At 30.1% G+C, this 21,450-nt stretch carries 21 protein-coding genes; 9 read left to right on the top strand and 12 right to left on the bottom strand.

The genetic code is table 11. The annotated features are described in order from the left end of the window. Positions 1-49 precede the first annotated feature (49 nt). The 6 genes from AQ1685_RS13075 to AQ1685_RS13050 all read left to right on the top strand — a co-directional run bounded on the left by AQ1685_RS13075 (position 50) and on the right by AQ1685_RS13050 (position 7,206). Positions 50-505, top strand: a complete 456-nt coding sequence (locus tag AQ1685_RS13075; protein WP_095072830.1) for a MarR family winged helix-turn-helix transcriptional regulator — start codon at positions 50-52, stop codon at positions 503-505. 8 nt (positions 506-513) lie between these two features. After that, on the top strand, positions 514-1,647 hold the full coding sequence (locus AQ1685_RS13070; protein ID WP_095072828.1) for an efflux RND transporter periplasmic adaptor subunit: 1,134 nt from the start codon (positions 514-516) through the stop codon (positions 1,645-1,647). 3 nt (positions 1,648-1,650) lie between these two features. Further along, entirely contained in the window at positions 1,651-4,809 is a 3,159-nt protein-coding gene (locus AQ1685_RS13065; RefSeq protein WP_095072826.1) for an efflux RND transporter permease subunit, read from the top strand. Between the two features lie 12 nt (positions 4,810-4,821). Next, on the top strand, positions 4,822-6,150 hold the full coding sequence (locus AQ1685_RS13060) for a TolC family protein (RefSeq protein WP_095072824.1): 1,329 nt from the start codon (positions 4,822-4,824) through the stop codon (positions 6,148-6,150). Between the two features lie 82 nt (positions 6,151-6,232). Next, entirely contained in the window at positions 6,233-6,886 is a 654-nt protein-coding gene (locus AQ1685_RS13055; protein WP_095072822.1) for a hypothetical protein, read from the top strand. Between the two features lie 137 nt (positions 6,887-7,023). Next, on the top strand, positions 7,024-7,206 hold the full coding sequence (locus AQ1685_RS13050) for a hypothetical protein (protein ID WP_095072820.1): 183 nt from the start codon (positions 7,024-7,026) through the stop codon (positions 7,204-7,206). Between the two features lie 71 nt (positions 7,207-7,277). Here AQ1685_RS13050 and AQ1685_RS13045 read toward each other — a convergent pair whose 3' ends face one another. Next, the gene (locus AQ1685_RS13045) at positions 7,278-9,746 is read right to left on the bottom strand and encodes an outer membrane beta-barrel family protein (protein ID WP_095072819.1); all 2,469 of its coding nucleotides are present in this window, start codon (positions 9,744-9,746) and stop codon (positions 7,278-7,280) included. Between the two features lie 100 nt (positions 9,747-9,846). Between AQ1685_RS13045 and AQ1685_RS13040 the strand changes: the two genes are divergently transcribed. After that, positions 9,847-10,209, top strand: a complete 363-nt coding sequence (locus tag AQ1685_RS13040; protein WP_095072818.1) for a CoA-binding protein — start codon at positions 9,847-9,849, stop codon at positions 10,207-10,209. Here the strand turns inward: AQ1685_RS13040 and AQ1685_RS13035 are convergent. Genes AQ1685_RS13035 through pyrR form a run of 5 tightly spaced genes read right to left on the bottom strand, consistent with a single transcriptional unit; the run spans position 10,206 to position 13,312 of the window. Further along, positions 10,206-11,147, bottom strand: coding sequence for a ribonuclease Z (locus tag AQ1685_RS13035; protein WP_095072816.1), 942 nt, complete (start codon positions 11,145-11,147; stop codon positions 10,206-10,208). The genes AQ1685_RS13040 and AQ1685_RS13035 overlap by 4 nt on opposite strands. Beyond that, positions 11,144-11,467 carry a T9SS type A sorting domain-containing protein gene (locus AQ1685_RS20645; RefSeq protein ID WP_095072814.1) on the bottom strand — a complete coding sequence of 108 codons (324 nt, stop codon included), beginning with the start codon at positions 11,465-11,467 and terminating at the stop codon, positions 11,144-11,146. The genes AQ1685_RS13035 and AQ1685_RS20645 overlap by 4 nt, the downstream gene beginning before the upstream one ends. 19 nt (positions 11,468-11,486) lie before the next feature. Further along, positions 11,487-11,819, bottom strand: coding sequence for a hypothetical protein (locus AQ1685_RS13025; protein WP_095072812.1), 333 nt, complete (start codon positions 11,817-11,819; stop codon positions 11,487-11,489). Positions 11,820-11,822: 3 nt separating this feature from the next. Beyond that, on the bottom strand, positions 11,823-12,755 hold the full coding sequence (locus tag AQ1685_RS13020; RefSeq protein ID WP_095072810.1) for an aspartate carbamoyltransferase catalytic subunit: 933 nt from the start codon (positions 12,753-12,755) through the stop codon (positions 11,823-11,825). After that, positions 12,755-13,312, bottom strand: a complete 558-nt coding sequence (pyrR, locus tag AQ1685_RS13015) for a bifunctional pyr operon transcriptional regulator/uracil phosphoribosyltransferase PyrR (protein ID WP_095072808.1) — start codon at positions 13,310-13,312, stop codon at positions 12,755-12,757. The genes AQ1685_RS13020 and pyrR overlap by 1 nt, the downstream gene beginning before the upstream one ends. 147 nt (positions 13,313-13,459) lie before the next feature. Between pyrR and AQ1685_RS13010 the strand changes: the two genes are divergently transcribed. Continuing rightward, a complete protein-coding gene (locus AQ1685_RS13010) occupies positions 13,460-15,352 on the top strand; it encodes a SulP family inorganic anion transporter (RefSeq protein ID WP_095072806.1) in 1,893 nt (630 codons plus the stop codon). Positions 15,353-15,381: 29 nt separating this feature from the next. On the opposite strand, the gene AQ1685_RS13005 is transcribed toward AQ1685_RS13010, so the two are convergent. The 6 genes from AQ1685_RS13005 to AQ1685_RS12980 all read right to left on the bottom strand — a co-directional run bounded on the left by AQ1685_RS13005 (position 15,382) and on the right by AQ1685_RS12980 (position 20,772). Further along, a complete protein-coding gene (locus tag AQ1685_RS13005; protein WP_095072804.1) occupies positions 15,382-16,185 on the bottom strand; it encodes a class I SAM-dependent methyltransferase in 804 nt (267 codons plus the stop codon). 37 nt (positions 16,186-16,222) lie between these two features. Then, a complete protein-coding gene (locus AQ1685_RS13000) occupies positions 16,223-16,936 on the bottom strand; it encodes a PA3715 family protein (protein WP_157730220.1) in 714 nt (237 codons plus the stop codon). 6 nt (positions 16,937-16,942) lie between these two features. Further along, complete coding sequence (locus AQ1685_RS12995) at positions 16,943-17,383, bottom strand: toxin-antitoxin system YwqK family antitoxin (RefSeq protein WP_095072800.1); 441 nt, start codon at positions 17,381-17,383, stop codon at positions 16,943-16,945. Further along, positions 17,383-19,134: a M14 family metallopeptidase gene (locus AQ1685_RS12990; RefSeq protein ID WP_095072798.1), complete on the bottom strand. Its 1,752-nt coding sequence runs from the start codon at positions 19,132-19,134 to the stop codon at positions 17,383-17,385. The genes AQ1685_RS12995 and AQ1685_RS12990 overlap by 1 nt, the downstream gene beginning before the upstream one ends. 167 nt (positions 19,135-19,301) lie before the next feature. After that, a complete protein-coding gene (gene coaD / locus AQ1685_RS12985; RefSeq protein ID WP_095072796.1) occupies positions 19,302-19,754 on the bottom strand; it encodes a pantetheine-phosphate adenylyltransferase in 453 nt (150 codons plus the stop codon). A 43-nt stretch (positions 19,755-19,797) separates the two neighbouring features. After that, complete coding sequence (locus AQ1685_RS12980) at positions 19,798-20,772, bottom strand: D-alanine--D-alanine ligase (protein WP_095072794.1); 975 nt, start codon at positions 20,770-20,772, stop codon at positions 19,798-19,800. A gap of 109 nt (positions 20,773-20,881) precedes the next feature. Here AQ1685_RS12980 and AQ1685_RS12975 point away from each other — a divergent pair, with 109 nt between their 5' ends. Then, positions 20,882-21,439: a PASTA domain-containing protein gene (locus tag AQ1685_RS12975; protein WP_095072792.1), complete on the top strand. Its 558-nt coding sequence runs from the start codon at positions 20,882-20,884 to the stop codon at positions 21,437-21,439. Positions 21,440-21,450 lie beyond the last annotated feature (11 nt).

The raw sequence follows: 21,450 nt of genomic DNA, 5'->3' as shown, positions 1-21,450 counted from the left end.
CAACTAAATTAAACCTTAACCGTAATTTTGCATCTTATAAATAGCTTTTATGGGATTAGAAAATACATTAGCGCCTTGGTTAGGTAAAACAACGAAAATGATTGACAATCATATTCAAGATATATTTCATGAGCAAAATATAAAGCTTACTAAAACACAATGGATTTTGCTGAAGAAATTAGACGAGAAAGATGGTGTGCCTCAGCAGGAATTAGCATTTTTAACTGGGCGAGATAAAACTTCGCTTACCAGGCTAATAAATACAATGGAGAAAAAGAGTTTGGTAGCTAGAATTCCATCGAAATTAGATAAGAGAATAAATCATGTTTTTTTAACTAAAAAAGGAGAATTATTATTTAAAGAAACATTACCAGTTATAGAAAGTTTTGCACAGTCGTTACAAGAAAACATTTCAGCAGAAGAGATAAAAGCAACAATCAAAGTCATTAGAAAAGTACAAGAAAATTTAATAGCTAAATCCAATAACAGTTGTATTAGCAACTAAATATAAACATGAGAAAACTAATCATATCAGTAGGAGTAGGGATATTAATCTTAGCCTTAGCAGTAATTATATCAAAACGATTTGAAAATAGTAAGAAAAAGCCAAAGAAAAAGGTAACAAAAGTAGAGAAAACAGTTTTTGTAACTTCAGTAAAGAATAAAGAAATTCCGGTTAAGATTACGGCAAACGGTAACTTAATAGCAAAAAACAAAGTAGATATTTATTCTGAAGTTCAAGGAGTTTTACAAACTGCTGGAAAGGATTTTAGGGTTGGAACTTCATATAAAAAGGGACAAACTTTACTAAAAATAAATAATCAAGAGTTTTACGCTTCTATTCAATCTCAAAGAAGTTCTTTACAAAATTTAATAGCATCTGTAATGCCAGACATTCGTTTAGATTATTCTGAATCTTTCCAAGTTTGGGATACTTATTTAAAAAACTTCGATATTAATTCAACTTTAAAACCATTACCAGAACCAAAGTCGGATAAAGAAAAGTACTTTATTTCAGGTAAAAATATTTACACGACGTTCTATAACATTAAAAATTTAGAAGTTCGTTTAGGAAAGTATAATATTAGAGCTCCTTTTAATGGGATTTTAACTGAAGCTTTGGTTACTAATGGAACCTTAGTTAGAGCTGGACAAAAAATGGGTGAGTTTATTGATACTTCGGTATTGGAACTTCCTTTGTCAGTAAGTGCAAGTTTTGCTGATCTTTTAGAGAAAGGAAAAAAGGTAGTTTTATATAATCTTGAAAAGACAAAAACTTGGGAAGGAATAGTAACTAGAATTAATGGAAAAATAGATCAAACTTCACAGACAGTTCAGGTTTTTATTGAGGTAAAAGGAAAAGGTTTACGTGAAGGAATGTATTTAGAAGCGAGTGTTGCTACGAAATCTGTTCAAGATGCTTTAGAAATCAACAGAAAGTTATTGGTAGAAAACAAAGCTGTTTATGTAGTTAACAACAATCAATTAGAGTTGGTAGATATTAATCCTGTTCACTTTAATGAAAATACGGTTATTATAAAAGGATTAGAAAATGGAACACAATTAGTCTCTAAAGCTGTTCCTGGAGCTTACACGGGTATGCCAGTGAAATTATTTTCAGAAACAAAACAAGAAGCTAAAAAATAAGGAATGAAGAAAATAATAGCATATTTTATTAAGTATCCTGTTGCAGTAAATATTATTATAATCGCTTTTGTAATTTTAGGATACTTTGGTTTTTCAACCTTAAAATCATCTTTCTTTCCTTTAACAAGAGCAAAGTTTATCAATATTAATGTTGTGTATCCTGGAGCTTCTCCACAAGAAATAGAAGAAGGTGTTGTATTGAAAATAGAAGACAATTTAAAAGGTTTAGTTGGAGTAGATCGAGTTACTTCAACATCTTCTGAAAATTCAGCAAGTATTCGAGTAGAAACGCTTAAAGATTACGATATAAACGTAGTTTTAGCAGATGTAAAAAATGCAGTTGATAAAGTTCCGAATTTTCCCACAGGAATGGAGCCGCCAGTTGTAGCTAAAGTTGAAAATGTTGCAGAGACCATAAGTTTCGTAGTTACTGGAGATAAAATTCCGTTAAAGTCATTAAAAGATATTGCAAGAAATATAGAAAATGATATTCGTAGAATTGATGGGATTTCCCAAATAACAGTTTCAGGTTATCCTGCTGAAGAAATAGAAATAGCAGTTCGAGAGAATGATTTAATTGCTTATAATTTAACGTTCAATCAAGTTGCAAATGCAGTTTCTACATCAAATATTTTAACTACAGGAGGTTCTGTAAAAACAGATGCTGAAGAATATTTAATTAGAGCGAATAATAGATCGTATTACGGAGATGAGTTGGATAATTTGGTAGTTAGAGCAGATGCTTCTGGAAGAATTATTCGATTAAAAGATGTAGCTACAGTTAGAGATATTTGGAACGAAACTCCAAATAGAAACTATTATAATGGAAACTTAGCGGTAAGAGTACAGGTAAGTAATACAAATAATGAAGATCTTTTAAGTTCAGCTAAGAAAATTAATGAGTATGTAGAAAAGTTTAATGAAGAGCACGATACTGTTAAAGTAGAAATTACACGAGATTCTTCTATTACTTTAAACCAACGTACCGAACTATTATTTAAAAATGCTTGGCAAGGAATGTTGTTGGTAATGTTATTTTTATCATTATTCTTACGTCCACGATTAGCATTTTGGGTAGCAGCAGGTTTACCAGTAGCATTCTTTGGAATGTTTATGTTAGCAGGATATTTTAATATTACAATTAACGTATTATCGTTATTTGGAATGATTATCGTAATTGGAATTCTGGTGGATGACGGAATTGTAATATCCGAGAATATTTATCATCATTTTGAGCAAGGTAAAAATCCAATTCGTGCAGCAATTGATGGAACTATGGAAGTTGTTCCTCCAATTATTTCAGCGATTACAACAACAGTTTTAGCCTTTTCGGTTTTCTTCTTTTTAGATGGTAATATTGGAGAGTTCTTCGGAGAAGTTGCAACAGTTGTAGCGCTTACATTAATTCTTTCTTTGGTAGAAGCATTAATAATCCTTCCTGCGCACGTAGCACATTCTAAATCCTTAGATAGAAACCAAAAATTATATAAGTTTAATAAGTATGCGGAAGATGTAATGGATTTTATGCGTGATAAAATCTATGCGCCAGCCTTAAGATTTGTCTTAAATTATAAATTAATAGGATTAATAATTCCTTTTGCATTATTATTAATAACTACAGGAGCGTTTAAAGGAGGTATCATTAGAGGAACATTTTTTCCGTCTATAGCAAGTGATCGTGTTTCTGTAAATCTAACAATGCCTCAAGGAACAAATGAGAAAATTACAGATAGTATTATTTCTGTTGTTGAGGCTAAAGTTTGGGAAGTAGAGAAAGAGTTTACAGAAAAGTATGGAGTAAATGGAGAACCAGTTGTAGAAAATGTATTAAAGCAAATAGGTCCGGGTTCAGCACAAGCTTCTTTACGAATTAATTTATTACCTGGAGAAGAAAGAACTTTTGGTTCTAGGGAAATTACTAATGTAATTCGAGATAGAGTAGGAGAAGTTTATGGAGTAGAATCTTTAACCTTTGGTTCTGGTGGAAATTTTGGAGGAAGTCCAGTTTCTGTTTCTTTATTAAGTAATAATATTAAAGAACTTAAGGCAGCAAAATTAGAGCTGAAAGAAGAACTGAAAAAAAATCAAGAATTAAAAGATGTTACCGATAATGATCCACAAGGAATTAAAGAAATTAAGATTCAATTAAAAGATAACGCTTATCTTTTAGGTTTGAATTTAAATGGGGTAATGTCTCAAATTAGAAGTGGTTTCTTCGGAAGACAAGCACAACGTTTTCAAAGAGGTCAAGATGAAATTAAAGTTTGGGTTCGCTACGATAAGAAAGAACGTTCATCTATTAAAAACTTAGATGAAATGCGAATCGCAACTCCTTCAGGAAGTAGAGTTCCTTTGGCTGAAATAGCAACTTATGAGATTGAAAGAGGAGAAATTTCAATTAATCATCTTGAAGGACAACGAGAGATCAAGGTAGAAGCAGATATGAAAGATGCGCAAGCGAGTGCTACAGATGCATTAACTGATATTCGTGAAAGAATAATGCCAGAAATCACGGCAAAATATCCTTCAGTAACTGCATTATATGAAGGTCAAAACAGAGAAGCTTCAAAAGTTTCAGGATCAGCTAAAGTCGTAGGTCCAGTTATTTTATTATTAATCTACATCGTAATTGTATTTACATTCCGTTCTTATGGTCAGCCTTTTATGTTATTGGTAATGGTTCCTTTTAGTTTGATCGGAGTAGCTTGGGGGCATTGGATTCACGGATTTGCTGTCAATATTTTATCCTTATTAGGAATTATTGCTTTAATTGGTATTATGGTGAATGATGGACTAGTGCTGATTAGTAAATTCAACAGTTATTTAAAAGAGGGACTTAGATTTGAAGAAGCATTATTTGAAGCAGGAAAATCTAGATTTAGAGCAATTTTCTTAACGACTATAACTACAGTAGCAGGTTTAGCACCATTAATTTTTGAAGAAAGTAGACAAGCTCAGTTTTTAATTCCAATGGCAATTTCTATAGCATATGGAATTGTAATTGCCACTTTCCTTACTTTACTAACTTTACCAGTTTTACTTTCTTTTTCTAATTATGCAAAAGTATATGTAAAATGGTTCTGGGAGGGAAGTAAACCTAGCAGAGAGGAAGTAGAAAGAGCAATTAAAGAATTAGAATCAGAAAGAGAAGAACTAGCATAAAAAGATATTCAAATGAGAAATACAATAGGAATTATATTCGGACTTTTATTAACGAGTTATTCTTTTCATGCTCAAGAACTATTAAGTAAAGAAAAGGCAGTCGAATTAACGTTAGAAAATAATTACGATATACGAATCACTAAAAATAATTTAGAGACAGCTAAAAACAATAAAAGTATTTACAATAGTGGATATTTACCAACCGTAACAGGTAATGCTGGAGCGAATTATAGGAATAATGATTCTGAAGCTGAATTTACTGATTCGAGTTTTAACAATAATAATACAGGTGTTGAATCACAAACTTACAACGCTTCTGTAGGTGTAAACTATACGCTTTTCAATGGATTTAATCGAAGTAATACATTTAAAAGATTAAAAGAGAGTTATAATCTAACCGAATTACAAGCGCGACAAGTAATGGAAAATACATTAATAACCTTGTTTATTGCTTATTATGAAGTTGGAAGATTAACAGAGAATGAAAGCACTCAAAAACAAGCGTTAACTATATCGAAAGAGCGTTTAAAAAGAGCTAAATATAGTTTTGATTATGGACAAAGTACAAAGCTTGAGGTCTTAAATGCTGAGGTTGATGTAAATAATGATAGTATAACTTATATCGATATAAAAAGACAACTGAATAATGCTAAAAGAGATTTAAATGTTGTTTTAGGAAGAAAAGTAAATACACCAGTTGCTGTAGATACTAATGTTTTGTATAGAGAAGATTTGGTATTGAACACTATCTTATCTGAAGCTAATGCTAATAATGCTAATTTATTACAATCTCAAAAGAATATTGAGTTAAGTAAGTTAGATGTAAAAATTAATCAATCAGGTTGGATGCCGAATGTTAGTTTAACAAGTTCTTATGCATGGAATAGAAATATTAGCGATCCAACAAATAGGATTAGTTTAATAAGTAGCACGCAAACTGGTTTAAGTGCAGGCGTGAACTTATCTTGGAATATTTTTGATGGCGGTAGAACTAAGACAAACGTAACTAATGCAAGAATCGCTTTAGATACACAAGAGATTCGTAAAAATCAGTTAGAAGAACAATTAGAAAGAGATGTAAACAATGCCTGGGAGACTTATCAGAATAGTTTATTTTCACTTAAGGTTCAAGAGCAAAATGTTCAAACGAATAAATTGAATTTCGAGCGTTCAAATGAACGATATAAACTAGGTCAAATATCTTCAATCGATTTTCGTCAAGCTCAGGTTAATCTTATTAATGCAGAGCTAAGTAGAAATAATGCCAAATATGTAGCTAAAAATGCAGAGCTTCAATTACTTCAGCTGGCAGGTAATTTGCTAGACAACAAAAATTTTTAAAAACAAAGCCCTAAGAAAATCTCTTAGGGCTTTTTTGATTTTCTAATAAATATACTTACTTTAAAATCGAATTTTAAAGTATATGAAAACAAAAAAATATTTGTTATCAATAGCATTACTATTATATGTTTTTGTTGCTAAATCTCAGGTTTTACCTGGTGTTCCTGTTTCAGGATTTCCAAGTGGAACAACAGCTCAGATACAAGCAATAAGTTCTCCTGTAGAAAGTGTAATTGCCTACAGCACCGATGAGAAAATTTTTTATTATTACGAAGGAACGAACTGGATTCCTTTAAATAATCCAAATTCCTTAAAAGTTGTGGTATTAAATCGTACAGGCGGTTATACTTTACCCAATGCAACGAATACATATTTCGATTTTCCTATTAATGCCGCACATACTCAAACTATAGATTCTGATGTTTTTACTGTTACAGGAAATGGAAGAATTCGAATACTTCAAACAGGTGTTTATTTAATTTCTGCTGAATTATCTACATCGGATATGCCTTCTGGAGGGACAAAATATATTATAGGAGCTTTTAGAAATGGAGGTTTAATAGGATATTTAACACGCGGATTTGTTACTTTACCTTCACAAGATTGGTGGGGAGGAACAGGAGTTTTAATGTATAGCTTAAATGCTAATGACGAAATAACTCTTCGCTATGTTTTAAATGCAGGAAGAACTCTTACAGGTCGTTTTATGAATATAGGAATAACTAAAATGAGGTGATTATTCAGATTAAAATCAAAAATTATGAAATCACTATAAACAAGTTTATTTTTCAAAATATTTTTCGCGAAGATCAGACACAATTCTTGAGTGTCTTTAAATGTTCAAGGGTTTAATCAATTTAAATCTTAATTATTATGAGAAAATCAATTTTAAATTTAGGAAAAGCATTAACTAAAACTGAACAAAAGAGTTTAAACGGAGGTGGTGTCATTCGATACTGTAACAATGTAGGAGGTTTCTGTGATCCTCTACATATTTGTGAAAGTATTCCTACACGCTTTGGTTTAGGCGTTTGTATTGGAATAGGATTAGAATAATTTTAAGCAATAGTTTATAAAAAAGCCGAAGTAACTACTTCGGCTTTTAGCGTTTAAATCTTTACCCTTCTTTAAAAGAAACCGCCGCCACCTTGTTTCTCATTACTATCTCTTTGTCTTCTCGATTTTGCTTTGTTTTTTCCACCACCAAATCGGTAATTGAATCCAATATATGCTGTTCTGCTTTCCCATTTAAATCGTCCATTCTGTACAAATGGATTACTAGATTGGAATTGAAATTGCATTGTGTTAAAAATATCATTAACTCTGAAAGTTACATTTCCTTTTCCTTTAAATACCGTGTAATTTGCTCCTAAGTTTACCATTTTCATAGGATCTGTTTTCCATTGAATATCTTCTTGAGCTCCACGATACATGGCAAACAATTGTAAACGTAATCGTTTAGATAGTGTAAAGCTATTACTAATTCTTGCATTAAATACTTCGTTTTGTACTTCTAATCTTGGCGCATTAGAATCGCTTAAATCAGCAACACCAAATTGCTTTTGAGAGTAAAAATCTGCACTAGCATTAGCTCTCCACCAGTTTGCAATTTTATAATTTGCAGAAAGTTCAATTCCATATGCATCTGTATCTTCAAAGTTTTGAAACGTTAAAATCTGACGTACATCTGAAACATCTGTAGGATCTTTAAATGTAACTCTAGAGATAACATCATTAATATTTCTATAGAATGTTCCTAAAGTAATAGATCCGCCTTTAATTCTACGTGTATAGTTTATTTCAAGAGAGTTTGTAAACTGTGGAACTAAATTTTCATTACCAATTGAAGTAATTAATGGTGTACTCCATTCTCGAATCGGATTTACTTGTTGTATACTTGGTCGATCAACTCTTCTACTATAACTTAGTTGAAATTGATTCTTTTCTGATGGATTGTATGTAAAGAAAGCTGACGGATAAACAGAGAAAATATCATCCGTAACTACTTCTGTTGTTAATACAGAATTATCATCTAATCCTGTGAAGTTTCCAACAATTTCATATTGTTCTAAACGAGCTCCTAACTGCATCGTAAGTTTTCCGAATTGATGTCCGTAATTTACATAACCAGAATAAATTTTTCTATCGTATGTAAAACTAGAATTTCCAATAGGAGTAGTACCTGTAATAGTATTTCCAGTAATTACATGTCTCTCTTGGTTTGTAATGTTGGTGTTGTCAGTTTCGTTACTTCTGTATTCTAACCCAACTTCTAATTTTCCTTTTTTTGAAATAGGATTTGTATAATCTAAGTTCATCAAGATGTTTTCACCTTCATTGTTGATATCATTGAAGTAATTCAACAATCTATAATCTCTATCCGTAGGATTTAATAATAAATCAGAATTTGTTAAAAATGTTGGATTATCGTTTAATGAATAGGTAGATTCAAACTCGATATTATGTCCTTTGTCATTAAAATCGTGTTTATAATTTACATTGTAAGTTTGATTATGACTATTCGGATCTTGTGTGTTTGGTGAATTACTAATTAAAGTATTCGTGTTATCTGTAATTAATACACGACCATTTGCAAAATTGTTAGCCCAGTTTTGTGTTGTGTAGAATGAAAATGTGTTTTTATCGTTGATGTATACATCTGCTCCGATTTTGAATAAATGAGATTCATTATCGTTTTTAAAAAGAAAATCTTGTAGGTTTACATTATCTCTGTTTACAAAACCAAAGTTAAATTGCTTTCCTCCATTAAATCCGTAATTACCAAAAAAGTTTACTTTTCCTGTTTTATAATTCATATTTGTAGAAGCATTATATCGAACATAATGTCCAGCTTCAACTCCAGTATTTATAGAACCATTAAAACCAATATTTGCATTTTTATTCAAAATAATATTTATAATTCCACTCATTCCTTCAGGATTATATTTTGCAGAAGGATTGGTAATTAACTCTACACTTTTTATAGAAGAAGAAGGTAATTGTCTTAATAATTGTGCTACGGGAACATTTGTTGGTCTCCCGTCTACTAAAACTCTAACATTCTCGTTACCACGTAAACTGATATTTCCAGTTTGACTGTCTACCCTTACAGATTGTACGTTATTTAATAGTTCAGAAGCTGTTGCACCAGCAGAAGTTAAATCTTTACCAACATTAATAACTTTTCTATCTACTTTTTGAACTACAGTAGAGGTTTCTGCTCTAACTTCTACTTCATCTAATGTTGTTGAATCTTCTTCTAAAGCGATAGTTCCCATTTTTATATTTCGACTTTTACTATCAATTGTAATTTCTTTAGTAATAGTTTTGTAGCCAATGAATTGAACTTCTATGATATTTTTCCCTAATGGAATTTTAGGAACATTAAAAAAACCTTTTTCATTAGTAATTCCTCCAGTTATTACTTTGTTAGTAGTGTCTCTAATAATAATATTTACATATGGTAATGGTTCTTTTGATGTTTTATCTATTACCTTTCCAGATACTTTTCCTGGTTTGGATAAATATTCTTTTTTCATTTGAGAAAATGAAAATGTGCTTATTAAAATAACAAATAAGCATAGTACTTTTTGCATTGTTGTAATCTTTTAGTTGTTATACCGACTAGACATTTTGGGAAGTAAATTGTTACCTTAAAATTCCCTTTTAAGTTTTATTTAACTTAAATTAACAAGCATGAAAAAAACAACATTAGTTATTGGAGCTTCAGTAAAACCTGAGCGATATTCAAATAAAGCAATTAAAAGATTAAGAAGTAATACTATTGAGGTTAAAGCTATTGGATTAAGAGCTGGAAGCGTTTCAGATGTTACTATAGATACAGAATTAAAATCGTACAAAGATATTCATACGGTAACTTTATACTTAAATCCGTCAAGACAAAAACAGTATTATGATTATATTATAAACTTAAAGCCTGAACGCGTAATTTTTAACCCTGGAACAGAGAATTTTGAGTTTATAAAATTATTAGAAAAAGAAAATATAACAACTGAAATTGCTTGTACTTTAGTTTTATTAGGAACTGGTCAATATTAATTAACGAGTTGTTTACAAGATTTTATAGTTGTATATTTTTTACCAACTTCACCTAGCTCTACATTGTTAAACACAGTTTCTGCTTCTTCTTTAAAACAGGTTACATCTGAATAACGACTAGAATAATGTCCTAAGATTAATTTACCAGCATTAGCTTCTTTAGCAATGGTAGCAGCTTGTTCTGCAGTAGAATGCTTTGTGCGTTCACAAAGATGTTCTAATTCTTTTAAAAATGTTGATTCATGATATAATAAATCAACATTTTTTATAATCGGAATAATATCCGGTTTAAAAGTAGTGTCGCTACAATATGCGTAGCTTTTTGGAGCTTCTGGGGATACTGTTAATTCAGCATTAGGAATAATTTCCCCTGAACTTAAAATGAAATCTTTACCAGCTTTTAAATTATGGTAATCACAAATTTCTATTTCGTCGTATTGTTTAATATTGTCTAAATGTAAATGTCTTGTTTTAGGTTTTTCAGTAAATAAAAAACCATTAGTATATACTCTATGATTAAGAGGTATTGTTCTTACAGAAACTTTATCATCTTCAAAAATTAATTCACTTTTTTTAGATGTTAATTCATGAAAAACAATAGAATACCTCACGTGAGACATCGAAAGTTTGAGTTGCAATTTAGTTACTTCTTCAATTCCTTTAGGACCATAAATATGAAGCTCTTTCTCTCGGTTTAAAATACCAAAAGTTGATATTAATCCTATTAAACCAAAAAAATGATCACCATGTAAATGAGATATAAATATGTGATTGATTTTAGAAAAACCAACTTTATATTTTCTCATTTGTCGTTGCGTGCCTTCGCCACAGTCAATTAAAAAATGACGGTTATTGATCTCTAAATATTGAGAAGTAGGGTAGGCATTTACTCTTGGTGTAGCAGAATGACATCCTAAAATTGTTAACTGTAAACTCATTTATTATTCAAAAAACGTTTAGATATTATTTCATTGTTCGTTTGAATAGCGTAAATATAAATTCCAGATTTCAATTTATTTTTGTCAAAGTGAATTGTGTTCTTGCCTTTGCTGGCCACAATTTCTTTGAGAAAAACAGTTTTACCCAAAACATTTTTTACACTAATAATAACTTTTTGTTTGTTAGTTGAATTAAATGATATGTTGATTATTGCACTGTATGGACGTTGAGATGCTACTAATTTATTCACGGATTTTTCCTGTGAAAAAACAGTAACAAAGCAAGTTATACAAAAAATAAAAAGTAGTTTTCTTATCATAATTGGGGATTATAATTAATTAAAAACCTAGATCTCGTTGAATATTTTCCATTTCTAAAACATCTTCAGCTTCAACTAATGTTGGAACAATATTAAATGTTTCAGGAAAACTGTCCACATCTACATTGGGATAAATAACAACAAAAGTTGTGCCGCTTTGTTGATGTATATCAGCATATTGCAAAAATAGAAAAATATCCGATGATTCTACGTTAAGTTTCGACGAAAGGTCAATTATTACATTATTTTCTGTCAGATTTTTATGTTCAGCTGTAAAAAAATCATAAAATTCTTTAAAATCTTCTTTTTCAGAGCTTAATAAACTATAATCGTCTTTCTTTTCGAGTTTCATTTTTTATCTTTTAATCTGTTGTGCTAGCAAATATAACACAGCCATTCGAACTGCAACACCATTTTCTACTTGATTTAATATAATAGATTGTTTACTATCAGCTACATCACTCGTTAATTCAACACCTCTATTAATTGGTCCAGGATGCATAATTACAATATCCTTACCAACATTATCTAATATTTCTTTATTAATTCCGAAGAGTTGGGTGTATTCTCTTGTAGAAGGAAAATATTTTATAGCCATTCTTTCATGTTGTACACGTAAAACATTGGCTACATCACACCATTCTAAAGCTTTTTTAAGATTAGTTTCAACTTCAACACCTAAACTCGTAATATATCTTGGGATTAAAGTTGTTGGTCCGCAAACTTTTACTTTTGCACCTTGCATTTGAAGTGCAAAAATGTTAGATAAAGCCACTCTAGAATGCAAAATATCACCAACGATTACGATCTTTTTTCCTTTCAAATTAGAGTTTAAAGCTTCACGCATTGAAAAACTATCTAATAATGCTTGGGTAGGATGTTCATGAGTTCCGTCTCCAGCATTTACAATTTTTGCGTCTACATGTTTAGAAAGAAAAACTCCAGCTCCTACATTACCATGACGCATTACAACAATATCAACTTTCATAGAAAGAATATTGTTTACTGTATCAATTAAAGTTTCTCCTTTTTTAACAGATGATTGTCCTGCGGAGAAGTTAATTACATCAGCAGATAATCTTTTTTCAGCTAACTCAAAAGATAATTTTGTTCGTGTACTATTTTCAAAAAATAAGTTTGCTATTGTGATATCTCGTAAAGAAGGTACTTTTTTAATCGGACGATTAATTACTTCTTTAAAATGAGCTGCGGTTTCGAAAATGAGTTCTAAATCATTTTCTTGTAAATATTTAATCCCTAATAAATGTTCAACACTTAACTGCTTCATTAGTTATCTATCTTAGGTTGTTTTGGTATTAAATAAATTTCGTCTTTGGAATGTGTTTCTTTCCAATTTACTACTACTTTTTCTTCGTTAATAGCATCTACTTGCCTTCCTCTGTAATTTGGCTGAATAGGTAAATGTCTACTAAATCTTCTGTCGATTAAAACTAAAAGTTCAATGTTTACAGGTCTGCCGAAAGCTTGTAAAGCAGTTAAAGCTGCTCTTACACTTCGACCAGAATATAAAACATCGTCTATAATTACTACTTTTTTGTTTTCAATTAAGAAATCAATTTTAGTAGGAGTAGCTTCTAAAGGTTCGTCTTTTCGTCTAAAATCATCACGATAAAAAGTGATATCTAAAAGACCAAGCTTTAAGTTTTCTATTTGATAATCTTCAATAAGAATCTTCTTTAAACGTTCTGCAAGATAAGTTCCTCTTGGTTGTAAACCTATTAAAACAGTATTAGAAAAGTCGTTGTGGTTTTCGATTAACTGACAAGCCAAACGATGCAGAATAATGTCGATTTCTCTTGAAGTAAGTAAAGTTTTTCTGCTCATGAGTTGCTACCAATTTTCTTGATAGTTATAGAGTTCAAAATTAAAGTAAAAAAGTAAGTGAACAAAATTTAAAGTTAACGAAACTAAAAAGTATATCAATAAAATTATCTTTACATTTGCCAACTTTTAGAAAAGCCTTGTATTATTATGATGAAATACATTAGAAATAAGAAGATTAACGTTAAAGATGATGCCTTAGCTGGTATAACAGTTTCTTTAGCAATGATACCCGAAGTTGTAGCCTTTGCCTTTGTAGCACAAATTAGTCCAATTGTAGCGCTTTTTGGTGCTTTTGTAATCGGTTTAATTGCTGCAATTTTTGGAGGAAGACCAGGTTTAATATCTGGAGCAGCTGGAGCTGTAGCAGTTATTTTTGTAAATATGATTCAAGAAGGACACGCAAAAGGTCTTTTATTTGATGTGCCTGTAGAAAACATGGGATATTTTTATTTACTAGCAGCTGTAGTTTTAATGGGAATTATTCAAGTATTGGCAGGTGTTTTTAAATTAGGAAAGTTTGTGCGTTTAATTCCACATTCTGTAATGATGGGGTTTGTAAACGGTTTGGCAATCGTCATTTTCATAGCACAATTAGGAATGTTTAAAGAACATGTAAAGAATGTGTATGGTGAAAATAAAAGAGAAACGATTTCTAAAGAGTTAGTCTATAATGTAGATAATAACCAGGTTAAAGATTTAGCTTCTAATACAGTTTTATTTACTATTAATGAAAATTCTGTAGTTAATGCAGAGACAAAAAAAGAAGCATATCTTATTTCTGGAGGTCAAGTTTTTGATGTAAATACTAAAAAAGTAGCTTTTAATGTTACTGATGAAGGTTTTTATTCGGTAAAAGATCACGGCGTTGTAAAAGAAACTATGACTGGTAAAGATTTATATACTATGATTGGTTTAGTGTTACTTACGATGTTAATTGTTTGGGGATTACCAAAATTGACTAAAAAAGTTCCAGCTGCATTGACAGCAATTCTAATTGTTTCTCTAGTGGTTATTTTAGGAGGAATTAATTCTATAAATGTAGGAGATTTTATTAGAGAAGGTGGTGGAGCTGGTTTAAACGGAGTAGACGAAATTTCTAAGAAATTAAATATTTTCGAATTATGGAGTCACCTTCCATTCAATTTAGATACCTTAAAATTTATTGCACCTTATGCATTTTTAGCTGCTTCTGTTGGATTAATAGAAACACTAATGACAATGAATTTAGTCGATGAGTTGACAGATTCTAGAGGAAATGGAAATAAAGAATGTGTGGCTCAAGGAGCAGGAAATATTTTAAGTGGAATGTTTGGTGGTACTGGTGGTTGCGGTATGATTGGTCAGACAGTAATTAATATTAACGCAGGAGGAAGAGGAAGACTATCTGGAGTTTCAATGGCAGTTACGCTGTTAGTTTTTATTTTGTTTGCTGATAAATATATCGAACAAGTACCAATCGCAGCTTTAGTTGGAGTAATGTTTATGATGGTAATTGAAACATTTGCTTGGTCGAGTTTTAGAATATTAAAGAAAATTCCAATTTCAGATGCTGTGGTATTAATTGTTGTTTCAGCGGTTACAGTATTCTTTGATTTAGCAATAGCTGTTTTCGTTGGTGTCATAATTTCTGCATTATCTTTTTCTTGGGAAAATGCGAAAAGAATTAGAGCAAGAAAGCGTATGCGTGAAGATGGAACCAAAGTATATGAAATTTGGGGACCTTTATTCTTCGGAAGTATCACGTCATTCAATGAAAAGTTTGATGTAAAAAATGATCCTGTTAACGTAGTTATTGATTTTGTTGAAAGTAGAATTTCAGATCACTCTGCATTAGAAGCCTTATTTGTTTTAGTAGAAAAATATCAAGCAGCAGGAAAAACTATTAAAATGAAGCATCTAAGTGAAGATTGTAAAGTTTTAATGTATAAAGCAAGTGATACATTTAGAGATGTTATCATTGATGATGTAGACGATCCACGTTACCATTTAGCAGCGAATCCAGAAGCTTTTCCAAAATCATTAAGAGAATATACTTTTTAAATAAAAAATCCTGCATTTAGCAGGATTTTTTATTTCTGAAACAACCAAACATCTTGTTGTGGTTTTCCGTTTTTTATTTTTCCAGGTACATGTTTTAGAATCTTTAAATCATATTGTTCAGCAATTTCTAACATAAAAGATTCTGGCTGATATGCAGAAAACAAACGATTTCCTTCTTTTTTAAAATCATGTACAATTAGATTTCCATTATTAAATTTTTCAAGTTCTTTAGCTGTTAGTTTAAATTGATGAGCATTTCCGTGTGTAGTTAAAAATAAGATACCATCAGTTTTAAGGATGTTATACAACTCTTCAAACCATGAATGATGTTGAGCCAAAGAAAGGTGAGTAAAGATGGAAATACCATATACTAAATCAAATTTTTCTCTGTCGTAAGGTAGAGGAGGAGTGATATGATTGAGTTTAAAATCAATTCCATCTAAATTATTTTGACACCATTTAACATATTTAGGATTATAATCGCAACCAAAATATTTATTAGTTATTCCAGCTACCTTAGGTAAATGTCTTAATATTCTACTTGTTCCACATCCCCAATCTAAAATGTTAACGTTTTTCAACGATTTAAATTCATTTACATAATCGTAAATCCATTGTGCAGTAGGAAGGCCATCTGTGTAAAACTTCTTGTAGTTTAACTGAAATGTCTCATAAATATAAAAGTCAGGAGGAAGTTTAACATCAGGATTTTCTGATAAAAACGTTCTGTTATCTTCTCTGTTTTTAAGCTTTTGACGATAGAAATTAATTTGTTCAACTAATGATAGCAAGTTTAATCTGGTTAAAAATCTTTTTATGACGATTTTTTTCATTGTTTTTTCTGCGTATTTCTAGTCAAAAGTAAATAGGTTATTTATATACTTTACCATTAAATTTTAAAACTGTTTTCTGAAATGATATTTTTTCTTCGTCTATACATTCACCAGTTTCATTAGTGTCAGATTTTCTATTGGTGATTTTATTATTTACGATAATATCGAAAAAATCATTTGTTTTATTTTTAGATAGAATTAATATTTTTTCCTCATTAATACTCCATCCGGCACATTGCATATCCCATTCACCAACATATTCTTTGCTCTCAAAATGATCTAGTATGGGAATCAGTTTTTCTTCTTTTTTAAAAAATAAAGTAAGTGTCTCAGAACTATACGGATTTGGTTTAGATAAAGTGTAATGTGAAGAACGAATTCCGAATGCTCTTTTATTTTTTGATACATGATATGGAGCAGTATCAATTTTTATTTCAGATAAAATTAAAGCATCAGAAGTCCAATAAGAGGGCTTAAAGTACTTGTGTTTTATTTTGTTGGTATTGCTGTCTATAATTAATATATAGCCATTATATTCTTCTGTTGTATCATCACTTTTAATAATTTCGGGTATGACAACTATTGTTTCATTCTTAGCATTTGGTAGTTGTTTAGAAACTATAAATCCTACTTCACACTGACTTCTTTTTAAGTTCAATTGATGTAAAATTTTATCTAAGTCAAAATTTGTTTGACTGTAGATATTATAAGTCAATACTAAGAGTAAAAGAACTGTGAGTTTTATTTTCATAAAAGATTACTTGTTCGTTGTAATTTCGCCGTTTTTATCCCATTCAATGTTTGTAATCAAACTATTGTTGTCCCAAAATTGTTCTTTCCAAAGTGCTCCGTTTTCATAGAATATTTTCCACTTTCCATGTTTAATTCCAGCTTTAAAACTTCCTTCTGCACTAAGTTTTCCAAATTCAGATTCGTAAACTTTCCATAAACCTTCTCTTTTATCATTTAACATCAGGCCTTCTCCTGCTAGTTTACCATTTTGATGAAACCATTTCATTGGTCCGTTAGCTTTTCCATGACTATAAATTCCTTCAGAAGCAAGAACTCCATTGTCCCAATATTCTTTTCTGATTTCCTTTTTTATTTTAGGAGTAATTTCTTTTTTATTGTTCTTTTTTGTGTCACAATTCATAAGAATTAAACCTAGCATTATGAAAGAAAGGAAAGTCTTGTACATTATTTTTTAATTTTAAAAACAGGTAGTCTTAAATGAGCTTTTTCATAATGTTGTGTTTTGGTATAAATCCAATTTAATTGTGCTCTTGGATTTTTATTGAAAGTAGAATCCATATTCATTTTCTGATCAAATTCTGCTTTTACAAGTGGATTCTCATTTAAAAAAGCTTCAGCTTTATCTTCAAAAACATAACTAGAAAATCCTTCTTTACGTTGTAAAATTGTATCGAAAAAATTCCAATTAAAAAAACTATCCACTGCTTCAGCCTCTAAGGTTTCTAATAAATAACGAATTCCATTCTGATTTGTAGGAATTATGTAATCTCCTTTTTGGAATTTGATGTCTTGAAAAGAAGAATTTACTTCAGTATTGTAATGCAAATAATGTCCTTCAAATGGAGAACTAACTGTTTTAAAGTCTTTGATGTGATTTACTTCTACGTTTAAAATAGTATCTTTTTCAAAACGAGTAAATTCAATATTGTTATTTTGTAAACGAGAAATAACATTATGCCAACCTTTCGGAATTATATATGCCTTAGGAATTGTTATATTTTTAGTAGTCTTAAAGTTGTTATAGTATTTTACAGGAACTTCGTAAGGTTTATTTTTATCATAAAATAAACGTTTTCCATTGGTTACTTTACTATCAATATAACTTACTTTGTAAGCTTTAAAATTGAATTCAGTAGGATTGTCTAAATCAACTTTAAATTGAATAGCGTAGCTTTTGTTATTAATAATTTTTCCAACAGCTTCAGCTCTTAACGATTTTATTTGACTACTATTTTTCTCAGTGAAGTCGAACATCGATTTCATAAGTTCGTAAGTTTGTTCTACACGAATTTTATAAGGTTTTAACATGTGTGTCTCTACCATCATACCAAAAGTGTTAAACAAAGTTGTATAGCCAGTTGAATACCTTGGAGAATCCATAAACTGACTCCAACCTTTATCTGGTGTTGATCCCCAAACATTTACATATGGTGTAATCGGAATTCCTTTTTTAGCTAAAGATTGCTCTAAAAACGGACGCATTTTTTGTTCTAAGTAAGTACCAAGCTCACCACCTAATTTATTATGCTGTGTAAATAAATGAGTAATTGCGTATTGATAATCGGCTCCGTTACTTACGTGATTGTCTATAAATATATCAGGATTTACAGTGTGAAAAATTTCAGCAAAACTTGCAGCGTTTTTAGTATCTTGTTTTACAAAATCACGATTTAAATCAAAGTTTCTAGAATTTCCTCTAAAACCGTATTCTTTTGGTCCATTTTGATTAGCACGTGTGTGAGCATTTCTATTTAAAGCCCCGCCAATATTGTATACAGGAATTACACAAATTAAAGAGTTTTTATAAGCTTCTTGTAAAGAATCATTTTGTACAATATCTCTTAGTAGAAGCATAGAAGCATCAATACCGTCTGATTCTCCTGGATGAATTCCATTATTGATTAAGATTCGATTTTTTTTTGAATCTTTTATTTGATTTTTTTTAGTTTTTCCTTCCGGATTATAAACTACTAAATGTAAGGGTTTACCGCTATCTGTAGTTCCAAATTCGAGTAAAGAAACTTCAGAATATGTATCTGCTAAGTCAGAATAATAAGAAATTACTTCATTATATTCTGGAGTTTCTAACCCGTTAGATTTTTCAAATGTGGTTGTAAAGTCTTTAGAAGATTTAGTTTCAGTTTTATCACAAGAAAGAATACAAGTTACTAAAGCAAGTAGTATTATTTTTTTCATTTTTGGCTCTTGGTTTCACCAAATATAAATCTTTCAAAATAATTTTAAGCCACAGTATATCTTTCTTAACATATTGTTCGTCATGGTTATCGAATCCCAATAAATTATATTGATTTTGCTTTTTTAGAAAAAGAACACCATTAAAAACTCTTGATCAAGAATCGTAATTATGATCTCACGGCATCAGGAACTAAACTGGTATAATCTCCATCATTTCTAATCACATCTCTAACAATAGATGAAGAAATATAACTCTTACCAGAAGAAGTAAGTAAAAACACAGTTTCTATTTCAGAAAGTTTTCTATTTGTGTGTGCAATAGCTTTTTCAAACTCGAAATCTCCAGGATTACGTAATCCTCTTAAAATAAATTGAGCGTCAATTTCCTTACAGAAGTTTACAGTTAAGCCTTTATAAGTGACTACTTTTATCTTTGATTCGTTTTTAAAAGTTTCTTCAATAAACTGTTTTCTTTTTTCTAAAGGAAACATGTATTTTTTATCGGCGTTTACTCCGATTGCGATAATAAGTTCATCGAATAAAGTAATACCTCTTTCAATAATATCTAAATGCCCTAAAGTAATAGGGTCAAAAGATCCTGGGAAAATAGCGCGTTTCATTTTTATTTGTGTTGTTAATGGTTGTGTTATTTATATTTTTTATTTAGGAATTTAGGCTGCTTTCTATTGCGTTTCCAAATAGTTCAGTTAAACTAATTCCTGCCTCTTGAGCTTGCTGTGGTAAAATACTTTCTTCAGTTAATCCAGGAACGGTATTCATTTCTAAAAAGTGAGGTACACCATTTACAAAGATATATTCAGATCTAGAAAACCCACTCATATTTAAAACGGTATATACTTTTTTAGCAACTTCACGTACTTTAGATTCTTCTTCTGAAGTTAGTCTTGCTGGAGTAATTTCTTGAGATTTACCTTCATATTTTGCTTCATAATCGAAAAAATCGTTTTCTGAAACAATTTCTGTAATTGGTAAAACTATAGTTTCATCCTTGCATTGAATAACTCCAACAGAAACTTCTTTACCATCTAAAAAACTTTCGATTAAAATTTCACTGTCTTCTTTATAAGCTTTCTCTATTGCAGGAAGAATATCTTCTTTTGTATGTGCTTTAGAAATACCAAAACTTGATCCAGCGTTGTTGGGTTTTACAAAACAAGGTAAGCCTACTTTTTTTATAATTGTATCTACATCAACAGTTTCACCTTGATTTAAATATACTGAGATTGCTGTTGGTATATCATACTTTCTTAAAATACTTAATGTATCTCTTTTATTGAAAGTCAAAGCCATTTGATAAAATGGAGCAGAGGTATGTTTGATCCCTAATAAATCAAAGTATGCTAAAATTACTCCGTTTTCACCTGGAGCACCATGAATTGCATTAAAAACGCAATCAAAAGTTAATTTATTTCCTTTAAAATCAACAGAGAAATCATGTTTGTTTACAGGGAACTTTTGTTCATCTTCAACTAAAAACCAACCTTCTTTTAAAATGTGAATACAATAAGGATTGAATTTAGATGTATCTATATGTTGATATACAACATTTCCGCTCTTGAGTGAAATAGCTACTTCAGAAGAGTAGCCGCCCATGATAATGGCGATATTTTTTTTCATTTTCAATAATTAACCTTACAAACTTACCAAAAAAGTATTTTAAAAATTAATGTTTTTAAATTAGTATTATTTTTAATGTACATTTGTTGAATCTTTCAAAAAATCAATAATGAAATTGTTACAATTTTTAAAGAGCAAGGTTTTTTTAAAACAAATCATAATTGCTATAATTGGATTACTACTATTTGTATTTTTATTACAATGGTGGTTAGGGTATACTACAAATCATAATCAGAAAATTCAAGTACCAAACTTAGAAAAGAAAAGTATTGCTGAAGTAAAACAATTACTAGATGAATTGAGTTTAGATTTTATCGTAATTGATAGTGCTAGTTACAATCCAGATTTTCCAAGAAAATCAGTAATGGAGCAAAATCCTGAAGCGGGAGATTTTGTAAAAGAAAAAAGAAAAATTTATTTGACATTAAATCCGTCAAAATATAAAGACGTTGCAATTCCTGATTTAAATGGGAAAACAAAACGTCAAGCAATTACACATTTAATATCTATAGGTTTTTTAGTAGGAGAAAAATTTACTTATGTTCCAGATATAGGAAAAGATGTTGTAAGAGGATTAAAGCATAAAGGAAAGCAAGTAGGCTTAGGAGATAAATTACCTAAAAAATCTGTAATTGATCTTATTTTGGGTGACGGATCTTTAAATTAATATTTTAAATA

This window comes from Tenacibaculum jejuense, assembly GCF_900198195.1.
Taxonomy (GTDB): Bacteria; Bacteroidota; Bacteroidia; order Flavobacteriales; family Flavobacteriaceae; genus Polaribacter; species Polaribacter jejuensis.
This window is presented reverse-complemented; position numbering and strand designations above follow the sequence as displayed.